Origin of the sequence: Xanthomonas sp. JAI131 (genome assembly GCF_013410075.1) — a bacterium.
Taxonomy (GTDB): Bacteria; Pseudomonadota; Gammaproteobacteria; order Xanthomonadales; family Xanthomonadaceae; genus Xanthomonas_A; species Xanthomonas_A bonasiae.
On sequence record NZ_JACCCN010000004.1, the window covers coordinates 656,811 to 673,959 of the forward strand.

At 71.3% G+C, this 17,149-nt stretch carries 8 protein-coding genes; 4 read left to right on the forward strand and 4 right to left on the reverse strand.

Annotated elements, in window-relative coordinates:
- Positions 1–44: 44 nt before the first annotated feature.
- From HDC36_RS19305 to HDC36_RS19320, 4 genes are read right to left on the reverse strand one after another with little or no spacing between them, the layout of a single operon-like run.
- Positions 45–584: a tail fiber protein gene (locus HDC36_RS19305; RefSeq protein ID WP_179570482.1), complete on the reverse strand. Its 540-nt coding sequence runs from the start codon at positions 582–584 to the stop codon at positions 45–47.
- A 60-nt stretch (positions 585–644) separates the two neighbouring features.
- Positions 645–1,172, reverse strand: coding sequence for a tail fiber protein (locus tag HDC36_RS19310; protein WP_179570483.1), 528 nt, complete (start codon positions 1,170–1,172; stop codon positions 645–647).
- Between the two features lie 47 nt (positions 1,173–1,219).
- Complete coding sequence (locus tag HDC36_RS19315) at positions 1,220–1,765, reverse strand: tail fiber protein (protein WP_179570484.1); 546 nt, start codon at positions 1,763–1,765, stop codon at positions 1,220–1,222.
- A gap of 20 nt (positions 1,766–1,785) precedes the next feature.
- The gene (locus HDC36_RS19320) at positions 1,786–2,178 is read right to left on the reverse strand and encodes a hypothetical protein (RefSeq protein ID WP_179569492.1); all 393 of its coding nucleotides are present in this window, start codon (positions 2,176–2,178) and stop codon (positions 1,786–1,788) included.
- On the opposite strand from HDC36_RS19320, the gene HDC36_RS19325 reads away from it, so the two are divergent.
- The 4 genes from HDC36_RS19325 to recD all read left to right on the forward strand — a co-directional run bounded on the left by HDC36_RS19325 (position 2,066) and on the right by recD (position 17,134).
- Positions 2,066–7,093 carry a putative Ig domain-containing protein gene (locus HDC36_RS19325; protein ID WP_179570485.1) on the forward strand — a complete coding sequence of 1,676 codons (5,028 nt, stop codon included), beginning with the start codon at positions 2,066–2,068 and terminating at the stop codon, positions 7,091–7,093. The genes HDC36_RS19320 and HDC36_RS19325 overlap by 113 nt on opposite strands.
- A gap of 609 nt (positions 7,094–7,702) precedes the next feature.
- Positions 7,703–11,116, forward strand: coding sequence for an exodeoxyribonuclease V subunit gamma (gene recC, locus HDC36_RS19330; RefSeq protein ID WP_179570486.1), 3,414 nt, complete (start codon positions 7,703–7,705; stop codon positions 11,114–11,116).
- The gene (gene recB, locus HDC36_RS19335; protein WP_179570488.1) at positions 11,113–14,940 is read left to right on the forward strand and encodes an exodeoxyribonuclease V subunit beta; all 3,828 of its coding nucleotides are present in this window, start codon (positions 11,113–11,115) and stop codon (positions 14,938–14,940) included. Before recC ends, recB begins: the two co-directional genes overlap by 4 nt.
- 166 nt (positions 14,941–15,106) lie before the next feature.
- Entirely contained in the window at positions 15,107–17,134 is a 2,028-nt protein-coding gene (recD, locus tag HDC36_RS19340; RefSeq protein ID WP_179570490.1) for an exodeoxyribonuclease V subunit alpha, read from the forward strand.
- Positions 17,135–17,149: the final 15 nt, after the last annotated feature.

Consider the following 17,149-nt stretch of genomic DNA (forward strand, 5'->3'; position numbering starts at 1 on the left):
GATCGCCCCGATCCGGGAAGCCGGCCGCGGTCACGGCGCTGGCCTCAGCCGAACGCCGGATAGTCTCCGGACAGCGCGATGCAGAAGTTCACCGCCAGGTAGGGCTGCCGGTTCTCGTGCGCCACGCCATTGCCGGTGGGCAGCAGCGCGGTCGGCGAAAATTGCGTCTCGGGCTGCTGTACCGTCGCGAAGGGACGTGCCGTGCTGCTGCCCAGCGCGGACAAGCCCGCGCCGTTGGCGGGCGTGCCGCTTTTCTTGGTTCGATCCGTCTGCGAGAACGAGACGATGCCGTGATCGTGCGGCGGGATCTGCGTGCTCAGCAGGCTGACCCCGACGCTGCCGAAGGCATCGCCACGCTGGCGGTTGGTCAACCCGCCGCCCTGGCCCTGCTCGCAGCCGGCGCGCGCGCAGAAATTCGGCAGCTGGAAAGTGCTGGAGCCGTTGCCGCCGTAGGCCACGCCCAGCAGCGAGTACAGCACTGTGTTCTGTGCGATCGGCAGCGTGGCGCCATTGCACAATGCCCAGCCGACGGGATTGAAATCGAAGCCGAACAGCTGGATTTCGCCGATGTAGGGTTCGGTCATGGATGCATTCCTCCGGTGGAACGGGCAGGCGCCGCGGCCAGCGCGGCGCGGCGAATGGGATCAGCTCTGCTGCGGGAAGATGCCGGCAGTGGCGATGCAGTACTGCACCGTCAACGTGGGCATGGTGTTCTCGTGCGGTTGCCCGCCGCCGGTGATCGTGGTCGACTGCGTGGCCATCGGCGTCGCGGTGGCGCCGGTGCCGTCGCTCACGTAGAACACATCGCCGGCGACCGTGCCGGGCAACAGGCCGGACGGCGCGGTCGCCGTCGCCGCGGCGGTGGTGGCGACCACCGTGTGCGTGTGCGCCGGCATCTGCAATTCGGTCAGCGCCACCGTCTCGGTGCCCGCGCGCTGGGCGATGACATAGTTGCTCAGGCCCGGTCCCTGGCCCTGGTGCAGCGGCACGCGCCCGCGCAGGTCCGGTACCGCGAACGTATTCTGCCCATCGCCGCCGTAGAGCGTGCCGATCAGCACGAACAGGGTTTCGTATTCGGAGATCGACAGCAGGGTGCCGTCGCATGCCTGCCAGCCCTGCGGGGTGCGGCCGAAGCCGAACAAACGGATTTCGCCGATGAATGGAGTGGCCATGGTGTCCTTCCTGGTCGTGGTGCGCCGCGCGCCTGGGGTGCGATTGCCTAGCTGCGCGAAGGGAAGATGCCGGACAGTGCGATGCAGAAATTGATCGTGGTGTACGGCTGCAGGTTCGGATGCGGCTGGCTGCCGCCCGCCGGGCTGGCGGTTGCCGGATTCAGCGCCATCAATGTGCCAGGCGCCGCATACAGCGCTGTGGCCGGCCCCGAGGTGCTGGCGTTGTTGGCGAACGAGCGGCCGGCAGGATTGCGATTGTTACCTGCGGTGTTGGTGCATTCCAGCAAATGGTTGTGCGCCGGCAGGTTGCTGGGCAGCAGCGAAACGTTCTCCGCGCCGCCGCTTTGGCCCAGCGGCGGTGGCGAAGGTTGCCAGTTCGGATCGGCCGAAGGCGAATAGCCGATGGGCGTGCGTCCGCGCATGTCGGGCAGCGCGAAGTTGGTGCTGCCATTGCCGCCGAAACGGTTGCCGAGCAGGCTGAACAGCGCCTGGTTCTGGTTGACCGGCAGCAGCTGGCCGTTGCACTGCGCAAAATATTTGGGCGCGAAAACGAAACCGGTCAGCATGATCTGACCGACGAAGAACTCGCTCATGCGGATCTCCCCCCGATTGTTTAGCGACGGACATCGTGTCTGGCGCCAGAATACTTAATCACGTCTTTTGCGCGATGCAAGTCTTGATAATGCTGAATCAGACAGCCTGAGCGCATTTGTTGCTTTACCAATATGTGAATTTTCTGTTCAAATGCCGCCGCAGCGTGGAGGGGAATACGCCTTTTCAGGCCTATATCCGCGCTGTCTGAGGCACCAGGAGCGTTGCCGGCGCCAGTGGGGTGGCGCGATCTTCCGGGGAAATGGAATATGTCTACGAATTGCACCATTATGTTCGCGAACATGCGCGTCGCTTTGCGTTGGCCGCTGGTTTTTGCGCTGCTGCTGTTGAGCGCGCTGCATTCCGGCACGGCCGCAGCGGCGGCATCCCAATATTGCCCAACGGTGAATGCCACCGTTGTGCAAGGCGGATCGGTACAGATCGATGTCACCACCTGCGATGGCACAGGAGCGGACGATATCGGTATCGGCTGGAATGGCGTACAGCCTCCGCATGGCACGCTCGTCGTGCCCAATCCGAGCGGAGCGCAGGGCACGCAGATCATCACCTATACCCACAATGGCGATAGCGCCACCAGCGATACCTTCCCGCTGGAGGATGGCGCCGGCGACACCATCACCGTCAACATCACCATCACCCCGGCGCTGTCGGCCAGCATCGCGGTGAGTCCGTCGAGCGCCAACGAAGACAGCGGCACCGTCTTCACCTACACGGTGACCCTGAGCCAGACCAGCAGCTCGGCGACCACGGTGAACCTCACCCGCAGCGGCACCGCCACCAGCGGTACCGACTACACGGGTGCGGTGACCAGCGTCGTGGTGCCCGCCAATACCGCTTCGGTCAGCTTCAATGTCACTCCGGTCGCCGACACCACGGTGGAGGCCGACGAGACGGTCGTGTTCAATGTGGCCAGCGGCAGCGGTTATGGCATCGGCAATCCGTCCAGCGCGACCGCGACCATCCTCAACGACGACCTGCCCACCGCGTCGATCACGGTGTCCCCCTCCAGCGTATCCGAGGACGGCGCCACCAATCTCACCTACACCGTCAGCCTCGACCAGGCCGCGCAGAGTGCGGTGTCGGTCGCCTTCAGCGTCGGCGGCACCGCCACATCGGGTACCGACTACGCGGCCGTGAGTTCGCCGCTGGTGATCGCCGCCGGCCAGACCAGCGGCACCATCACCATCAATCCGACCGCCGACAGCACCGTCGAACCCGACGAGACCGTGGTGATCAGCCTCGCCGCGGGCAGCGGCTACAGCGTGGGTTCGCCGAACAGCGCCACCGGCACCATCCTCAACGACGACCAGCCGTCGCTGTCGATAAACGACGTCTCCCTGAGCGAAGGCGATGCCGGCACCAGCAACGCCACCTTCACCATTTCGCTGAGCCAGCCGGCCGGTGCCGGCGGCGTCAGCTTCGACATCGCCACCGCCGACGGCACCGCCACCGCGGGCGTGGACTATGTCGCGTCCAGCCTGACCGGGCAGACCATCCCCGCCGGCAGCAGCAGCGCGACCTTCACCGTGCTGGTCAACGGCGACACGCTCAACGAACCCAACGAGACCTTCTTCGTCAACGTCAGCAACGTCACCGGCGCCACCGTCGCCGATGCGCAGGGCCAGGGCACCATCGTCAACGACGATGCGCAGCCCGCGTTGTCGATCGACGACGTCAGCGTCAACGAAGGCAACAGCGGCACCACCACGGCCACCTTCACGGTGAGCCTGAGCGCGGCCAGCGGCCAGACCGTGTCGGTCAACTACGCCACCGCCGACGGTACCGCCACCGCGGGCAGCGACTACGTCGCGCGCTCCGGCACGCTGACCTTCGCGCCGGGCGTCACCGCGCAGGGCGTGGCCATCACCGTCAACGGCGACACCGCGGTCGAACCCAACGAAACCTTCAACGTCGGCCTGTCCGGCGCCAGCAACGCGAGCATCGCCCGCGCCACCGGCACCGGCACCATCCTCAACGACGATGCGGTGGTGACGGTCAGTCCGGCATCGCTGCCGGCGGCGACCGCAGGCAGTGCCTACAGCCAGACCCTGAGCGCCAGCGGCGGCACTGCGCCGTACAGCTTCGCCGTCAGCGCCGGTACGTTGCCGGTCGGAGTGCAGTTGAGCCCGGGCGGCGTGCTGTCCGGCACCCCGACGTCCAGCGGCAGCTTCAACTTCACCGTGACCGCCACCGACAGCGGCGGCAGCCCCACCAGCGGCAGCCGCGCCTACACGTTGACCGTGGCCAGCCCGACGATCACCCTGCCGGCCACCACCCTGGCCGGCGGCACCGCCGGCCAGGCGTATACGGCCGCGATCAACCCGGCGACCGGCGGCATCGCGCCGTACACCTACACGCTCAGCGCCGGCGCGTTGCCGGCCGGCGTCACGGTCAACGGCGCGACCGGTGCGCTCAGCGGCACGCCGACGGTGGCCGGCAATTTCAACTTCAGCCTGACCGCGACCGACAGCACTACCGGCACCGCCGGGCAGGCGAGCCAGAGCTACAGCCTGAGCATCGTGTCGCCGACGCTGGCCATCGCGCCGCCGACCTTGCCGGCCGGCGCCATCGGCACGGCCTACAGCCAGACCCTGAGCACCAGCGGCGGCACCGCGCCGTACGGCTACGTGATCAGCGCCGGTGTAGCGCCGACGGGCCTGACCCTGACCACGGGCGGCGTCCTGTCCGGCACCCCGACCGTGGCCGGCAACTTCGCCTTCACCGTCAGCGTCACCGACGCGCACGGCTTCGGCGCCGCGCAGGCCTATACGCTGTCGATCGCCTCGCCGACGCTGACCATCGCGCCGCCGACGCTGCCGGCCGGCGCCATCGGCACCGCGTATAGCCAGACCCTGAGCGCGAGCGGCGGCACCGCGCCGTACAGCTACGCGATCAGCGCCGGCGCGCTGCCGACCGGGCTGACCCTGACCGCGGGCGGCGCGCTGTCCGGCACCCCGACCGTGGCCGGCAGCTTCGCCTTCACCGTGACCGCGACCGACAGCACGGCCGGCGTGGCCGCGCAGGCGAGCCGCAGCTACACCTTGAGCATCGCTTCGCCGACGCTGACCATCACCCCGCCGACCTTGCCCGCCGGCATCGCCGGCACCGCGTACAGCCAGACCCTGAGCGCGAGCGGCGGCACTGCGCCGTACAGCTACACGATCAGCGCCGGCGCGCTGCCGGCCGGGCTGACCCTGACCACGGGCGGCGTGCTGTCCGGCACCCCGACCGTGGCCGGCAGCTTCGCCTTCACCGTGACCGCGACCGACAGCACGGCCGGCGTGGCCGCACAGGTGAGCTACGCCTACACCTTGAGCGTCGCCGCGCCGACGCTGGTCATCGCGCCGCCGACGTTGGCCGCCGGCACGGTGGGCACCGGCTACAGCCAGACCCTGAGCGCCAGTGGCGGCACTGCGCCGTACAGCTACAGCGTCAGCGCCGGCACGCTGCCGGCCGGCCTCACCCTGACCGCCGCCGGCGTGCTCGCGGGCACGCCGACCGCCGCCGGCAACGCCGCCTTTACCGTCAGCGTGACCGACGCGCATGGCTTCGGCGCCGCGCAGGCCTACACCCTGGCGATCGCCGCGGCGGTGCCGGCACCGGTGGCGGTGAACGACACTGGCGGTACGCTGGTCGATACCGCGCTGACGCTGGCGGTGACCGGCAACGACACCGGCAGCATCGACACGATCGCGGTGACCACCGCGCCGACCCACGGCACCGCGGTGGTCAGTGGCGTGCAGTTGGTCTACACGCCGGCGGCCGGCTATGTCGGCGCCGACACCCTGAGCTATACCGCCACCGGCGCCGGCGGCACGTCGGCGCCGGCCACGGTCACCATCACCGTCAATGCGCGCCCGGTTGCGGTCTCGGCGACGGCGCAGGCGGTACCCGGCGAAGCGCAAGCGGTCGACCTGACCCGCAACGCGACCGGCGGGCCATTCGTGGCCGCCGCGCTGGTGGCGATCATGCCGGCCAATGCCGGTAGCGCGACCATCACCCGCAGCGGTGGCGCGGCGGCGGCGGGCGTTCCGACCGCGGCGGCGGCCGATGGCCCCAGCTTCGTGATGACCTTCACCCCGAACCCGGCGTTCTCCGGCCAGGCGACGGTGCGCTTCACCCTGTCCAACGCGTATGCGACGTCGGCCGAAGCGGCCATCGTGTTCGTGGTCGCGCCGCGTCCGGATCCGAGCCTGGATGCGGAAGTGCGCGGCCTGATCGATGCGCAGGCCGAATCGACCCGGCGCTTCGCCAAGGCGCAGATCGACAACTTCCAGCGCCGGCTGGAGGCGACCCATCGCGGCGATCGCGGCTTCGACAACAACCTGAGCTTCCAGTCCACCTCGCGGTCGCATTGCCGTGAAGCCGAACGCGGCGTGGGCGCACAGCCGTGCAGCCAGCCTACCTGGGATGCGGATACCGACACCGGCGATGCGGCGGCGGCGCCGTCGACCGGCAAGACCGCGGTCAACGGCGAACTCGGCCTGTGGGTGGGCGGTGCGATCCGCTCCGGCAGCCTGGACAAGCAGAGCCAGCGTGCCGGCGTGGACTTCCAGACCGACGGCCTGAGCATGGGCGCCGACTATCGCGCGTCGGATGCGCTGGCGCTGGGTGCGGGCGTGGGCTGGGGCCGCGACGACAGCGATGTCGGCAACAACGGCAGCCGCAGCAAGGCCACCGCGTACACGCTGGCGCTGTATGCCAGCTTCCACCCGGGCCGGCATTTCTTCTTCGACACGTTGGTCGGCTACCAGCTGCTGTCCTACGACCTGCGCCGCTACGTGACCGGCAACGGCGAACTGGCCGAAGGCCGCCGCGACGGCAGCCAGTGGATCGGCTCGGTGTCCACCGGCGCCGACCTGCAGCATGGCGATTGGCAGATCACGCCGTATGCCCGCGTGGACATGGCCCGCGCCACGCTGGACGCGTACAGCGAAGCGGCGATGGCGCCGTACGCGCTGCATTACGCGGACATGGACGTGTCCACCACCACCGGCAACCTCGGCCTGCGCCTGGAGTGGCGTCGCGAGATGAGCTGGGGCCAGTTCACCCCGCAGCTGCGCGTGGAATACCAGCGCGACTTCCAGGGCCGCGGCGACGCCACGCTGAGCTATGCCGACATCGTCGACGCTGGCCTGCTGTACCGCACCGGGCTGAGCGTGTTCGATCGCAACCGGCTGATGCTGGGGCTGGACGCGGTGTTCACCACCGAGCAGGGCCTGTCCACCCGCGTCGAATACCGCGGCGTCACCGACGGCGACAGCGGCAACGACCAGACCTGGATGTTCAACGTCGAGAAGAAGTACTGACCTATAGCCCCTCTCCCGTCGGGAGAGGGGTTGGGGTGAGGGTCCGGCGCGGAGCGACTCGCGGAGTTTGGGTGCACGAGGCTGCGCCCGTACCCTCATCCGCCCCTGCGGGGCACCTTCTCCCGATGGGAGAAGGGAACGGCTCTAGCCCCTCTCCCACCGGGAGAGGGGTTGGGGTGAGGGTCCGGCGCGAAGCGTCTCGCGGAGTTCGGGTACACGAGGCTGCGCCCGTACCCTCATCCGCCCCTTCGGGGCAACTTCTCCCGAGGGGAGAAGGAACAGCCGACTAGCCCCTCTCCCCTCGGGAGAGGGGTTGGGGTGAGGGTAAGGCGCGAAGCGTCTCGCGGAGTTTGGGTACACGAGGCTGCGCCCGTACCCTCATCCGCCCCTTCGGGCACCTTCTCCCGATGGGAGAAGGGAACAGCCGACTAGCCCCTCTCCTCCCGGGAGAGGGGTTGGGGTGAGGGTCCGGCGCGAAAGCATCTCGCGGAGTCGGGCGCACAAGGCAGCGCCCGCCTGAGCTCCACTTACGACTACGGCTATCAGCCAACCCGCATCTCGCATCCCGCAACGACGCCGCACCCGCGCATCCGGCACAATGCCGCACGCATGCACGCCCCTTCCGCGCCCGATTTCCGCCTGTACCCGTCCAACGCGCTGGATACCCTGGCTGCCCTGCTCGCCGAGGAACTGCGCCGGCCGGTGCCGGAGCAGCCCCTGCTGGCGCCGGAGGTAGTGCTGATCCCGCAGGTGGCGATGCGGCGCTGGCTGCAGTCCACGCTGGCCGCCGCGCACGGCGTCGCCGCCAATCTGGAATTCCTCACCCCCGGCGAATTCGTCGCGCGCGCGCTGGACGCCAACCTCGGCGCGGCCGCCGACGATCTGGACATGGCCACCACGCAGTGGCGGCTGTACGCGGCGTTGCAGGCCGATCTCGGCAGCGACGCGGCACTGGCACCGCTGGCCGGCTACCTGGCCGACGGCGACGTGCTCAAGCCCTGGGCGCTGGCCGGCGAACTGGGCAACGTGTTCGAGAAATACCAGGCCTGGCGCCGCGACTGGCTGCTGCGCTGGGAAGGCGGCGCCGACGCCGACGACCCACAGGCGCGCTTGTGGCGCAGGATCGCCAGCGGCCGCCAGTACCGCGCGCGCCGCATCGGCCAGTACCTGGACCGCTACGCGCGACCCGACGGCCCGTTGCCGCAGGGCCTGCCGAAACGGCTGTTCGCCTTCGCCATCCTCAACATCTCGCCCGACGTGCTGCGCGTGCTCGCCACCCAGGCGCGGGTGGGCACGCTGCACTTCTACCTGCCCACGCCGACCCAGGGCTACTGGGGCGACCTGCAGACGCTGTGGCAGCGCCGCCGCGAGGACGGCGCCGTCGATCTGTTCGCCGCGCAGGTGCAGGAAAACCCGCTGCTGCAGGCCTGGGGCGCGGCCGGGCGCGATTTCATGGCGCTGGTCGGCGACTACGAAGTGGTGCATCCGCTGGCCGAGATCGCGGTCTACGCCGATCCGCTGGCCTCCGGCCAGCGCCCGCTCGCCGACGGCGGCCTCGGCGACAGCCTGTTGCGGCGCATGCAGAGCGACCTGTTCCACCGCCGCGCGCCGGCCGTGCCGCCACCGTTGCCGCAGGTGGACCTGGCCGATCCCAGCCTGCAGATCCACGCCTGCCATACCCGCCTGCGCGAACTGCAGGTGCTGCACGACCAGCTGCGCGCGCTGCTCGACGACCCGCGCTTCGACCCACCGCTGCAGCCGCGCGAGATCGCGGTGCTGTCGCCGGACATCGATCCCTACGTGCCTTACCTGGACGCGGTGTTCGGCGGCCACGGCCGCGACGACGCGCTGCCGTACGCGCTGGCCGACGCCAGCCCGCTGGCCAGCGAGCCGCTGGCCGAAGTGTTCCTGAGCCTGCTCGGCCTGCCGTTGTCGCGCTTCGGCCTGCACGAGATCCTCGACCTGCTGGCCAGCGCGCCGATCGCCGAGGCCGCCGGGCTGGACGAGACCGGGCTGGAGCGCCTGCGCGGCTGGCTGCATGCCGCCGGCGTGCGCTGGGGCCTGGATGCGGCGCACCGGTTCCACCACCAGGCGCCTGCCGACGACGCCTACACCTGGCGCTTCGCGCTGGACCGGCTGCTGCTCGGCCACGCCAGCGGCGCCGAGGACGATATCGCCGGCGTCGCGCCATGGCCGCAGCTGGAAGGCAGCGCGCTGGTCGCGCTGGATACGCTGCTGCGGCTGCTGCGCGTGCTGGACCGTCACCAGGCCATGCTGGCCGAGCCGATGGCCCCGGCCGACTGGCGCGAATGCCTGCTCGGCCTGCTCGATGCGTTGATCCCACAGGCGCCGTCGGCACCGCGTGCGCAACGCGCGCTGGACCGGCTGCGCAGCGTGATCGACCAGTTCGCTCGCGACGCCGCCCGCGCCGAATACGCCGGCAAGGTGCCGGCCGAGGTGGTGCGCGCGCATTTCGCCGCGGTGCTGGGCGAATCGGACACACGCGCGCCGCTGCTCACCGGCGGCATCAGCTTCGGCCGCATGGTGCCGATGCGGCTGCTGCCGTTCCGCGTCATCTGCCTGCTCGGCATGAACGACGGCGACTTCCCGCGCCGCGACCCGGCCGCCGGGCTCAACCGCCTCACCGCCGAACTGGGCAGCGCGCGCCGCCGCCACGGCGACCGCTCCACCCGCGAGGACGACCGCTTCCTGTTCCTGCAGCTGTTCGCCTCGGCGCAGGACGTGTTCTACCTCAGCTATCTCGGCGCCGATGCGCGCGACGGCAGCGTGCGCGAGCCGTCGGTGCTGGTCAGCGAACTGCTGGCCAGCGCCGCGCAGTACCACGCCGACCCGAAGGCCAGCGAAACCCTCGTGGTGCGCCACCCGCTGCAGCCGTTCGCCGCCGCCGCGTTCGGCGCGCTCGGCGAGGACGGCGCCGATCCGCGCCGCTTCAGCTATCGCCGGCAGTGGCGGCCGGCGGTGGACAGCCTGGCCGGACAGCGCCAGGCGCTGCTGCCGTGGGTCGCCGCGGCATTGCCCGCGGATGACATGGCCGTGCCGACCAGCGTTTCGATCGACGACCTGCGCCGCCTGTTCGCCGATCCGGCCGGGCAGTTCCTGCGCCATCGCCTGGGCATGCGCCTGCCCGACCCGGCCGGCGAGGACAACGATCTGGAACCGTTGCTGGCGCCGGGCAGCGGGCTGGAGCAACACGACTTGCAGCAACAGGTGCTGGAGGCGGTGCTGAGCGGCGCCACCGATGCGCTATACGCCCGCCTGCGCGCGCGCGCGCTGCTGCCGTCCGGGCCGCTGGGCCGGCGCCTGCTAGACGAACGCCTGCGCCAGCTGCGCCCGTACGCGGAAGCGTTCGCGCAGTGGCGTGGCGACGCGCCGGCGCAATCGCAGCGGCTGCAGCTGCGCCTCGACGGCGTCGATCTGCATGGTCGCCTGCCCGGCTGGTATGCGAACGGCGTGGGCCGGGTGCAGGTCGGTGCGATCGGCGGCCGCGCCGCGATCCGCCACGGCCTGGAATGGCTGCTGCTGCGCGCCGCCGGCGAGCGCGCGCCGTTCGTGCGTTTCTTCGAAGCCGACGACGGCCTCGGCCCGCATCCGATGGACGCGACCGCGGCCGAACCGCTGCCGCCAGCGCAGGCGCAGGCGGCGCTGGCCGACCTGCTGCGGCTGTATCGGCAGGGACTGCAGGCGCCGCTGGCGTTCGCGCCTTACAGCAGCTGGAAGTACTACCAGGCCGCGCGCAACGACGACCTCGACAAGGCGATCAAGGACGCCGCCGCGCAATGGCAGGCCAGCTTCGGCTGGAGCGAAGCGGCCACGCCGGAATTGCGCCTGGTGCACCGCGGTCGCGATCCGTTCGCCGATGCGCAGCGCTTCGCCGACTTCGCCGCCACCAGCCACACGTTGTACTCCCTGCTGGAACGCGGCAGCGCCGGAAGCGCGCTCGATCCTGCACGGCTGGCCGAAAGCTGGCGGCAGTGGCGCGGCGCGCAGGAGGACGCCGAATGAGCGTCCCCGCACACGACCCCTACCTGACCCTGCCGTTGCACGGCGTGCGCCTGATCGAGGCCAGCGCCGGCACCGGCAAGACCTTCACCCTGGCCACCCTGTTCACCCGGCTGGTGGTCGAGCGCGGCCTGCGCATCGGCCAGATCCTCGCGGTCACCTTCACCGAAGCCGCCACCCAGGAACTGCGCCGGCGCATCCGCGAGCGCCTGGCGCTCGCGGCGACGCTGGTGCCCGACGCTGCCCCGCTTCCTGTAGGAGCGGCTTCAGCCGCGACAGAGAGCATGGACGACCTGTCGCCGTCCCGGAGCGCAGACACCCCGTCGCGGCTGAAGCCGCTCCTACAGGAAGCGCCGGACGCCGTTCTCACCCGCGCGATCCTCGACGCGCACCTGGCCGCCAGCGACGAAACTTCCGCCGCCCTGCGCCGCCGCCTGCAACAAGCGGTGGAGGAAATCGACCTCGCCGCCATCTTCACCATCCACGGCTTCTGCGCGCGGGTGCTGCGCGAGCACGCGCTGGAGAGCGGCCAGACCTTCGCCGCGCCCGAACTGCTGGCCAACGACCGCGACCTGCTCGGCGAAGTCGCCGCCGACCTGTGGCGCCAGCGTGCCGCCGACGCGGCGATGGCCGACGACCTGGTCGCGCTATGGCCGGGCGGACCCGACGCGCTGGCCAGCGACCTGCGCGAACTGGTGCGGCATCCGCACCTGCTGCCGGCGGCACCGGTGCTGGCCGACGATGTCGCCGCGGCCACGCAGCACGTGCAGGACGCGGCCGCCGCGCTCGCCGCCGCGTTCCACGCGCACGGCACCGCATTCTTCGACGCGATCGCCGCCGCCATCGAAGACGGCGTGCTGAGCAAGGTCAGCTACAAGCCGGAATGGCTGGCATCGCTCTGGCATTGGTGCGACGGCTTCGCCGCCGCGCCTGCGGCGGGCCTCGCGCCGCACGCCAAGCTGATCAAGCTCACGGCAGCGGAACTGGCGTCCGGCACCAACAAGAAATTCGTCGGGCGCACGCCGGCCTCGCCGATGAGTCACGAGATCGACGGCTATCTGGCCGCACTGGCGCGGTTGGAGGAAGCGCGCGCCAGGCGCCGCATCCGCCTGCTGCACGCGCTGCGCGGCGATGCAGTGAAGCGGCTGGCCTTGCTCAAGCGCCAGCGCCGCGTGCAGACCTACGACGACCTGGTCGATGGCGTCGCACACGCGTTGCGGCCCGACAGTGCGCAAGCCGAAGCGCTGGCGCGGCGGCTGCGCGCGCAATACGCCATCGCGCTGGTGGACGAATTCCAGGACACCGACGACCGCCAGTGGGCGATCTTCTCCAACGTGTTCGGCGAAGGCGCGCTGGCGCGCGAGGCGAGGCTGGAACCGGCGCTGTTCGTGATCGGCGATCCCAAGCAGGCCATCTACGGCTTCCGCGGCGGCGACGTGCAGACCTACCTGGCCGCGGCCGCCGACGCCGAACCGGCGCCGCCGCTCGGCCACAACTTCCGCTCGCGCCCCGCGCTGCTGGCGGCGATCGACGCGCTGTACGCGCAGGCCGGCTATGCGCAGGCGTTCCTGACCGCCGGCATCGCCTTCCATCCGGTGCAGCCCGGCAGCAAGCGCCACGATGCCGAGCTGCAGCGCGACGGCGCCACCGCCCCGGCGCTCACGCTGTGGCGCGCGCCGCAACCGCCGCCGCCGCCGGCCGCGTCTGCGGCCAAAAACACATCCGCAGGCAAGCCCAAACCGTGGAGCGCCGGCCGCGCCCGCGCGCTGTGCACCGCCGCCTGTGTCGCCGCGATCCGCGACTGGCTGGCCGGCGGCCGCGCCGGCACCGCCACGCTTGGCGGCCGCGCGGTGCAGGCCGGCGACATCGCGGTGCTGGTGCGCAGCCATGGCGAGGCCACCCGCATCCAGCAGGCGCTGGGCGCAGTCGGCATTCCCGCGGTGGCCGCCGGCAGGCAGAGCCTGTTCGCCACCGACGAAGCGCTGGAACTGCTGACCCTGCTGCAGGCGCTGCTCGACCCGGGCGACGACAGCCGCCTGCGCGCGGCGCTGGCGACGGTGCTGATCGGCGAAGACGCCGCCGCGATCGCCGCACTCGAACACAACGGCGACCGCTACCGCAGCTGGCAACAGCAGGCGCTGGACTGGCGCGAACGCTGGCAGCGCGGCGGGCCGCTGGCGCTGATCGGCGACCTCGGCGCCGCGCACGCGCAACGCCTGCTGGCGCTGGTCGATGGCGAGCGCCGCCTGACCAACTACCTGCAGCTGGCCGAAACCCTGCAGGAAGCCGACTCCCGCGCGCTCGGCCCGCACGGCCTGGTCGATTGGCTGTCGCGGCGCATCGCCAATGCCGACGACAACGACGAGACCCAGCAGCTGCGCCTGGAATCGGACGCGCGCCGGGTGCAGATCGTGACCCTGCACAAGAGCAAGGGCCTGGAATATCCGCTGGTGTTCCTGCCCTACATCGGCATCGGCCGCAGCGACCGCGGCGCCGGCCGCCACTGCGTCGTGCACGCGCCGCCGCTCGGCCGCCAGCTGCACTGGAACACGGGCAAGGACGACCCGGCCTGGAGCGCCGCCGAGGCCGCGTGGAAACAGGAACAGCGCGCCGAGGACGCGCGCCTGCTCTACGTCGGCCTGACCCGCGCCGAGCACGCGCTGTGGATCGCCACCGGCCCGTTCCACCAGCACGAGCGCACCGCGCTGGCGGCGATGGTCGGCGACCTGGACGCGTTGCAGGCGGCCGCAGGCGAGGGCGCGATCGCCATCGACACCACGCCGCCGCCGGCCACCCTGCCGCGCCTGCCGCTGGCCGACGAAATCCAGGTGCCGCCGGCACGCGTGCCGCAGCGGCATGTTGTGCCGGAGTGGTGGGTGTACAGCTTCACCCAGCTGGCCAATGCCGATGCCGGCGCCGCCGCCGACCCGATGGCCAGCGCCACCGTGGTCGGCAGCGGCGGCAGCGACGAGCCGTCCACCAGCGAGGCGGTCGCGACGACGCTGGACGTGGAAGCGTTCGACCGCCGCTTCACCGGCAACCGCTTCGGCGTGGCCATGCACGACGTGTTCGAACGCTGCGACTTCGCCGCCTGGCGCGATTGGCATCCCGGCCAGCCGGCGCCGGACGGGCAGACCGCGGCACTGCTCGAAGCCCTGCAACGCGGCGGCTACGCCCAGGACGAACTGGAGGATGGCGCGGCCATGCTCACCGCCCTGGTCGGCCACACCCTGACCGTCGCGTTGCCCGAAGGCACCCACCTGGCCGCGGTGCCCGAACCGCAACGCCGCAACGAAATGGAATTCCACTTCGCCATGCGCCCCACCCGGGTCGATGCGCTGCTGGCGCTGCTGCACCGCTTCGGCGTGGTCGGCGAACGCCAGGCGTTCGGCGCGCGCCAGCGCCTGGAAGGCCTGATGACCGGCCTGATCGATCTCACCTACCAGCACGACGGGCGCTGGTACGTGCTCGACTACAAATCCAACCGCCTGCCCAGCTACGACGCCGACGCGTTGGCGCGGGCGATGGCGCACAGCGAATACGAACTGCAGGCGCTGATCTACACCGTGGCGCTGCACCGCTGGCTGCGTTTCCGCCTGGGCGAGGCCTACGACTACGCCCGCGACTTCGGCGGCGTGCGCTACCTGTTCTGCCGCGGCCTGGACGCCACCCGCGATCCCTCGCCGGGCGTCCACGCCTGGCGCTTCGACCCCGCGCTGGTCGAAGCCGTAGATGCCCTGTTCGCCGGCGCCCCGCTCGAGCCCCTCTCCCCCCGGGAGAGGGGTTGGGGTGAGGGTACGTCCGCCCACGGAGCGCCCACCCCGTGAACCGACCCAACCTCCTAGCCGCCCTCCATCGCAGCGGCACGCTAATTCCCCTCGACCACGCCTTCAAAGCCGTCGACGCCCTGTCCGCCGGCGCCGCGCTTGAGCCCCTCTCCCCCCGGGAGAGGGGTTGGGGTGAGGGTAGGTCAGCCCACGGAACCCCCACCCCGTGAACCAACCCAACCTTCTGGCCGCCCTCCACCGCAGCGGCACCCTGCGCACGCTCGACCACGCCTTCGCCCAAACCCTGAGCCGCCTGGACGCAGAAACCCCCGACCTGGTCCTGGCCGGCGCCGCCCTGGCCTCCCTGGCCGTCGCCAGCGGCCACGCCGGCCTGGATCCCGCCCACGCCAACGTCCTGCTCGACCCACGCGACGGCCCGCCGCCGCAACTCCCGGATCCCACCGACTGGCAACGCGCCCTCGCCGCCTCGCGCTGGATCGCCCAGCCCGCGCCGGAGGAGCCGGCGGCCGCCGACTGCCCGCTGGTCCTGGAACACGGCCTGCTCTACCTGCGCCGCTACCGCGAATACGAGCGCCGCCTGGCGCAGGGCCTGCGCCGCCTCGCCGCGCAACCGCTGCCCGCCTTCGACGTCGCTACGCTCGCTCCGCTGTTCGCGCAGCTGTTTCCAAACGCAGCCGCTTCCCCTCTCCCATCGGCGACCGAAGGAAGTCCCCGTGGGAGAGAGGGTGCCCGAAGCGCGGGCGAGGGTACGTCCGCCCCCGACCACCCCACCGACCGCCAAGCCCAAGCCGCCGCACTCGCCCTGCGCCGCGCCCTGCTGCTGGTCACCGGCGGCCCCGGCACCGGCAAGACCACCACCATCGCGCGCCTGCTGCTGCTGCGCATCGCGCAGGCGCAGGCCAGCGCGGCCACCGCCCCGCGTATCGCCCTGGCCGCCCCCACCGGCCGCGCCGCCGAACGCATGGCCGAGAGCCTGCGCGCGGCGGTGACACGCGCGCTCGACCACGGCATCGACCCGGCCCTGGCCGCCGCGCTACCCGCCGGCGCCAGCACCCTGCACCGCCTGCTCGGCGTCATCCCCGACCTGCCGCGCTTCCGCCACGACGCCGACAACCCGCTGCCGTTCGACCTGATCGTGGTCGACGAAGCCTCCATGGTCGACCTGCCGCTGATGTGCAAACTGGTCGAAGCCGTCGCCGACGGCACCCAACTGATCCTGCTCGGCGACGCCGACCAGCTGCCCTCGGTCGAAGCCGGCGACGTGCTCGCCGCCATCCTGCAGGCCGCCGGCCCCGGCGACGCCCTGCAGCCGGACGACGCGCAAGCGCTGCACCCGCTGCTCGGCCATACCCCCAGCGACACGCATACTGGCGGCCTCGCCGGCCACCGCGTGCACCTGCTGCGCGGCTACCGCCAGGCGCAGGGCTTCGAACTCGCGCCACTGGCCGACGCCGTACGCGCCGGCGACGCCGACACCGCGCTCGCCCTATTGCGCAGCGGCGAACTGGCCGGCGTGCACTTCCACGAAGACAGCGAGGACCCGCTCGCCGCCCGCCGCGACGCCCTGCTCGCGCACTGGCGCGCCCTGGCCGACGCCGAAGATCCGGCGGCCTCCCTGCGCGACGCCGCCCGCCTGCGCCTGCTCACCGCCGTACGCGCCGGCGCGCAAGGCGCGCGCGGCCTCAACGCCCGCATCGAACAACTGCTGGCCGACAGCGGCGCCGGCGCGCGCCGCCTCGGCGCGGCCTCGCCCTGGTTCCACGGCCGCCTGCTGCTGATCACCGAGAACAGCTACCGCCACGGCCTGTTCAACGGCGACGTCGGCATTTGTTTGAGAGATGCGCAGGGCGCCCTGGTGGCCTGGTTCGAAGGCGAGGGCGACGGCCAGGTCCGCGGCTTCCACCCCGCCGCACTGCCCGCGCACGAAAGCGCCTTCGCCATGACCGTGCACAAGGCGCAGGGCAGCGAGTTCGACGACGTCTGGCTGCAACTGCCCACCCGCGACGCCCGCGTGCTCAGCCGCGAACTGGTCTACACCGGCATCACCCGCGCGCGGCGCACGTTGCACCTGGCCGCCAGCGAAACCGTGTTGCGTGGAGCGCTGGCAAGGCATGCGGCGCGGATCTCGGGGTTGGCGTGGCGGTTGGGTGGGGTGGAACAGGTTTCTGCACCGCCGTCGTCAACACTTCAAACAGAAGGCCAGCCGTTCCCCCTCCAAGGCGCATTGTTCTAACCTATTCGGACGAGC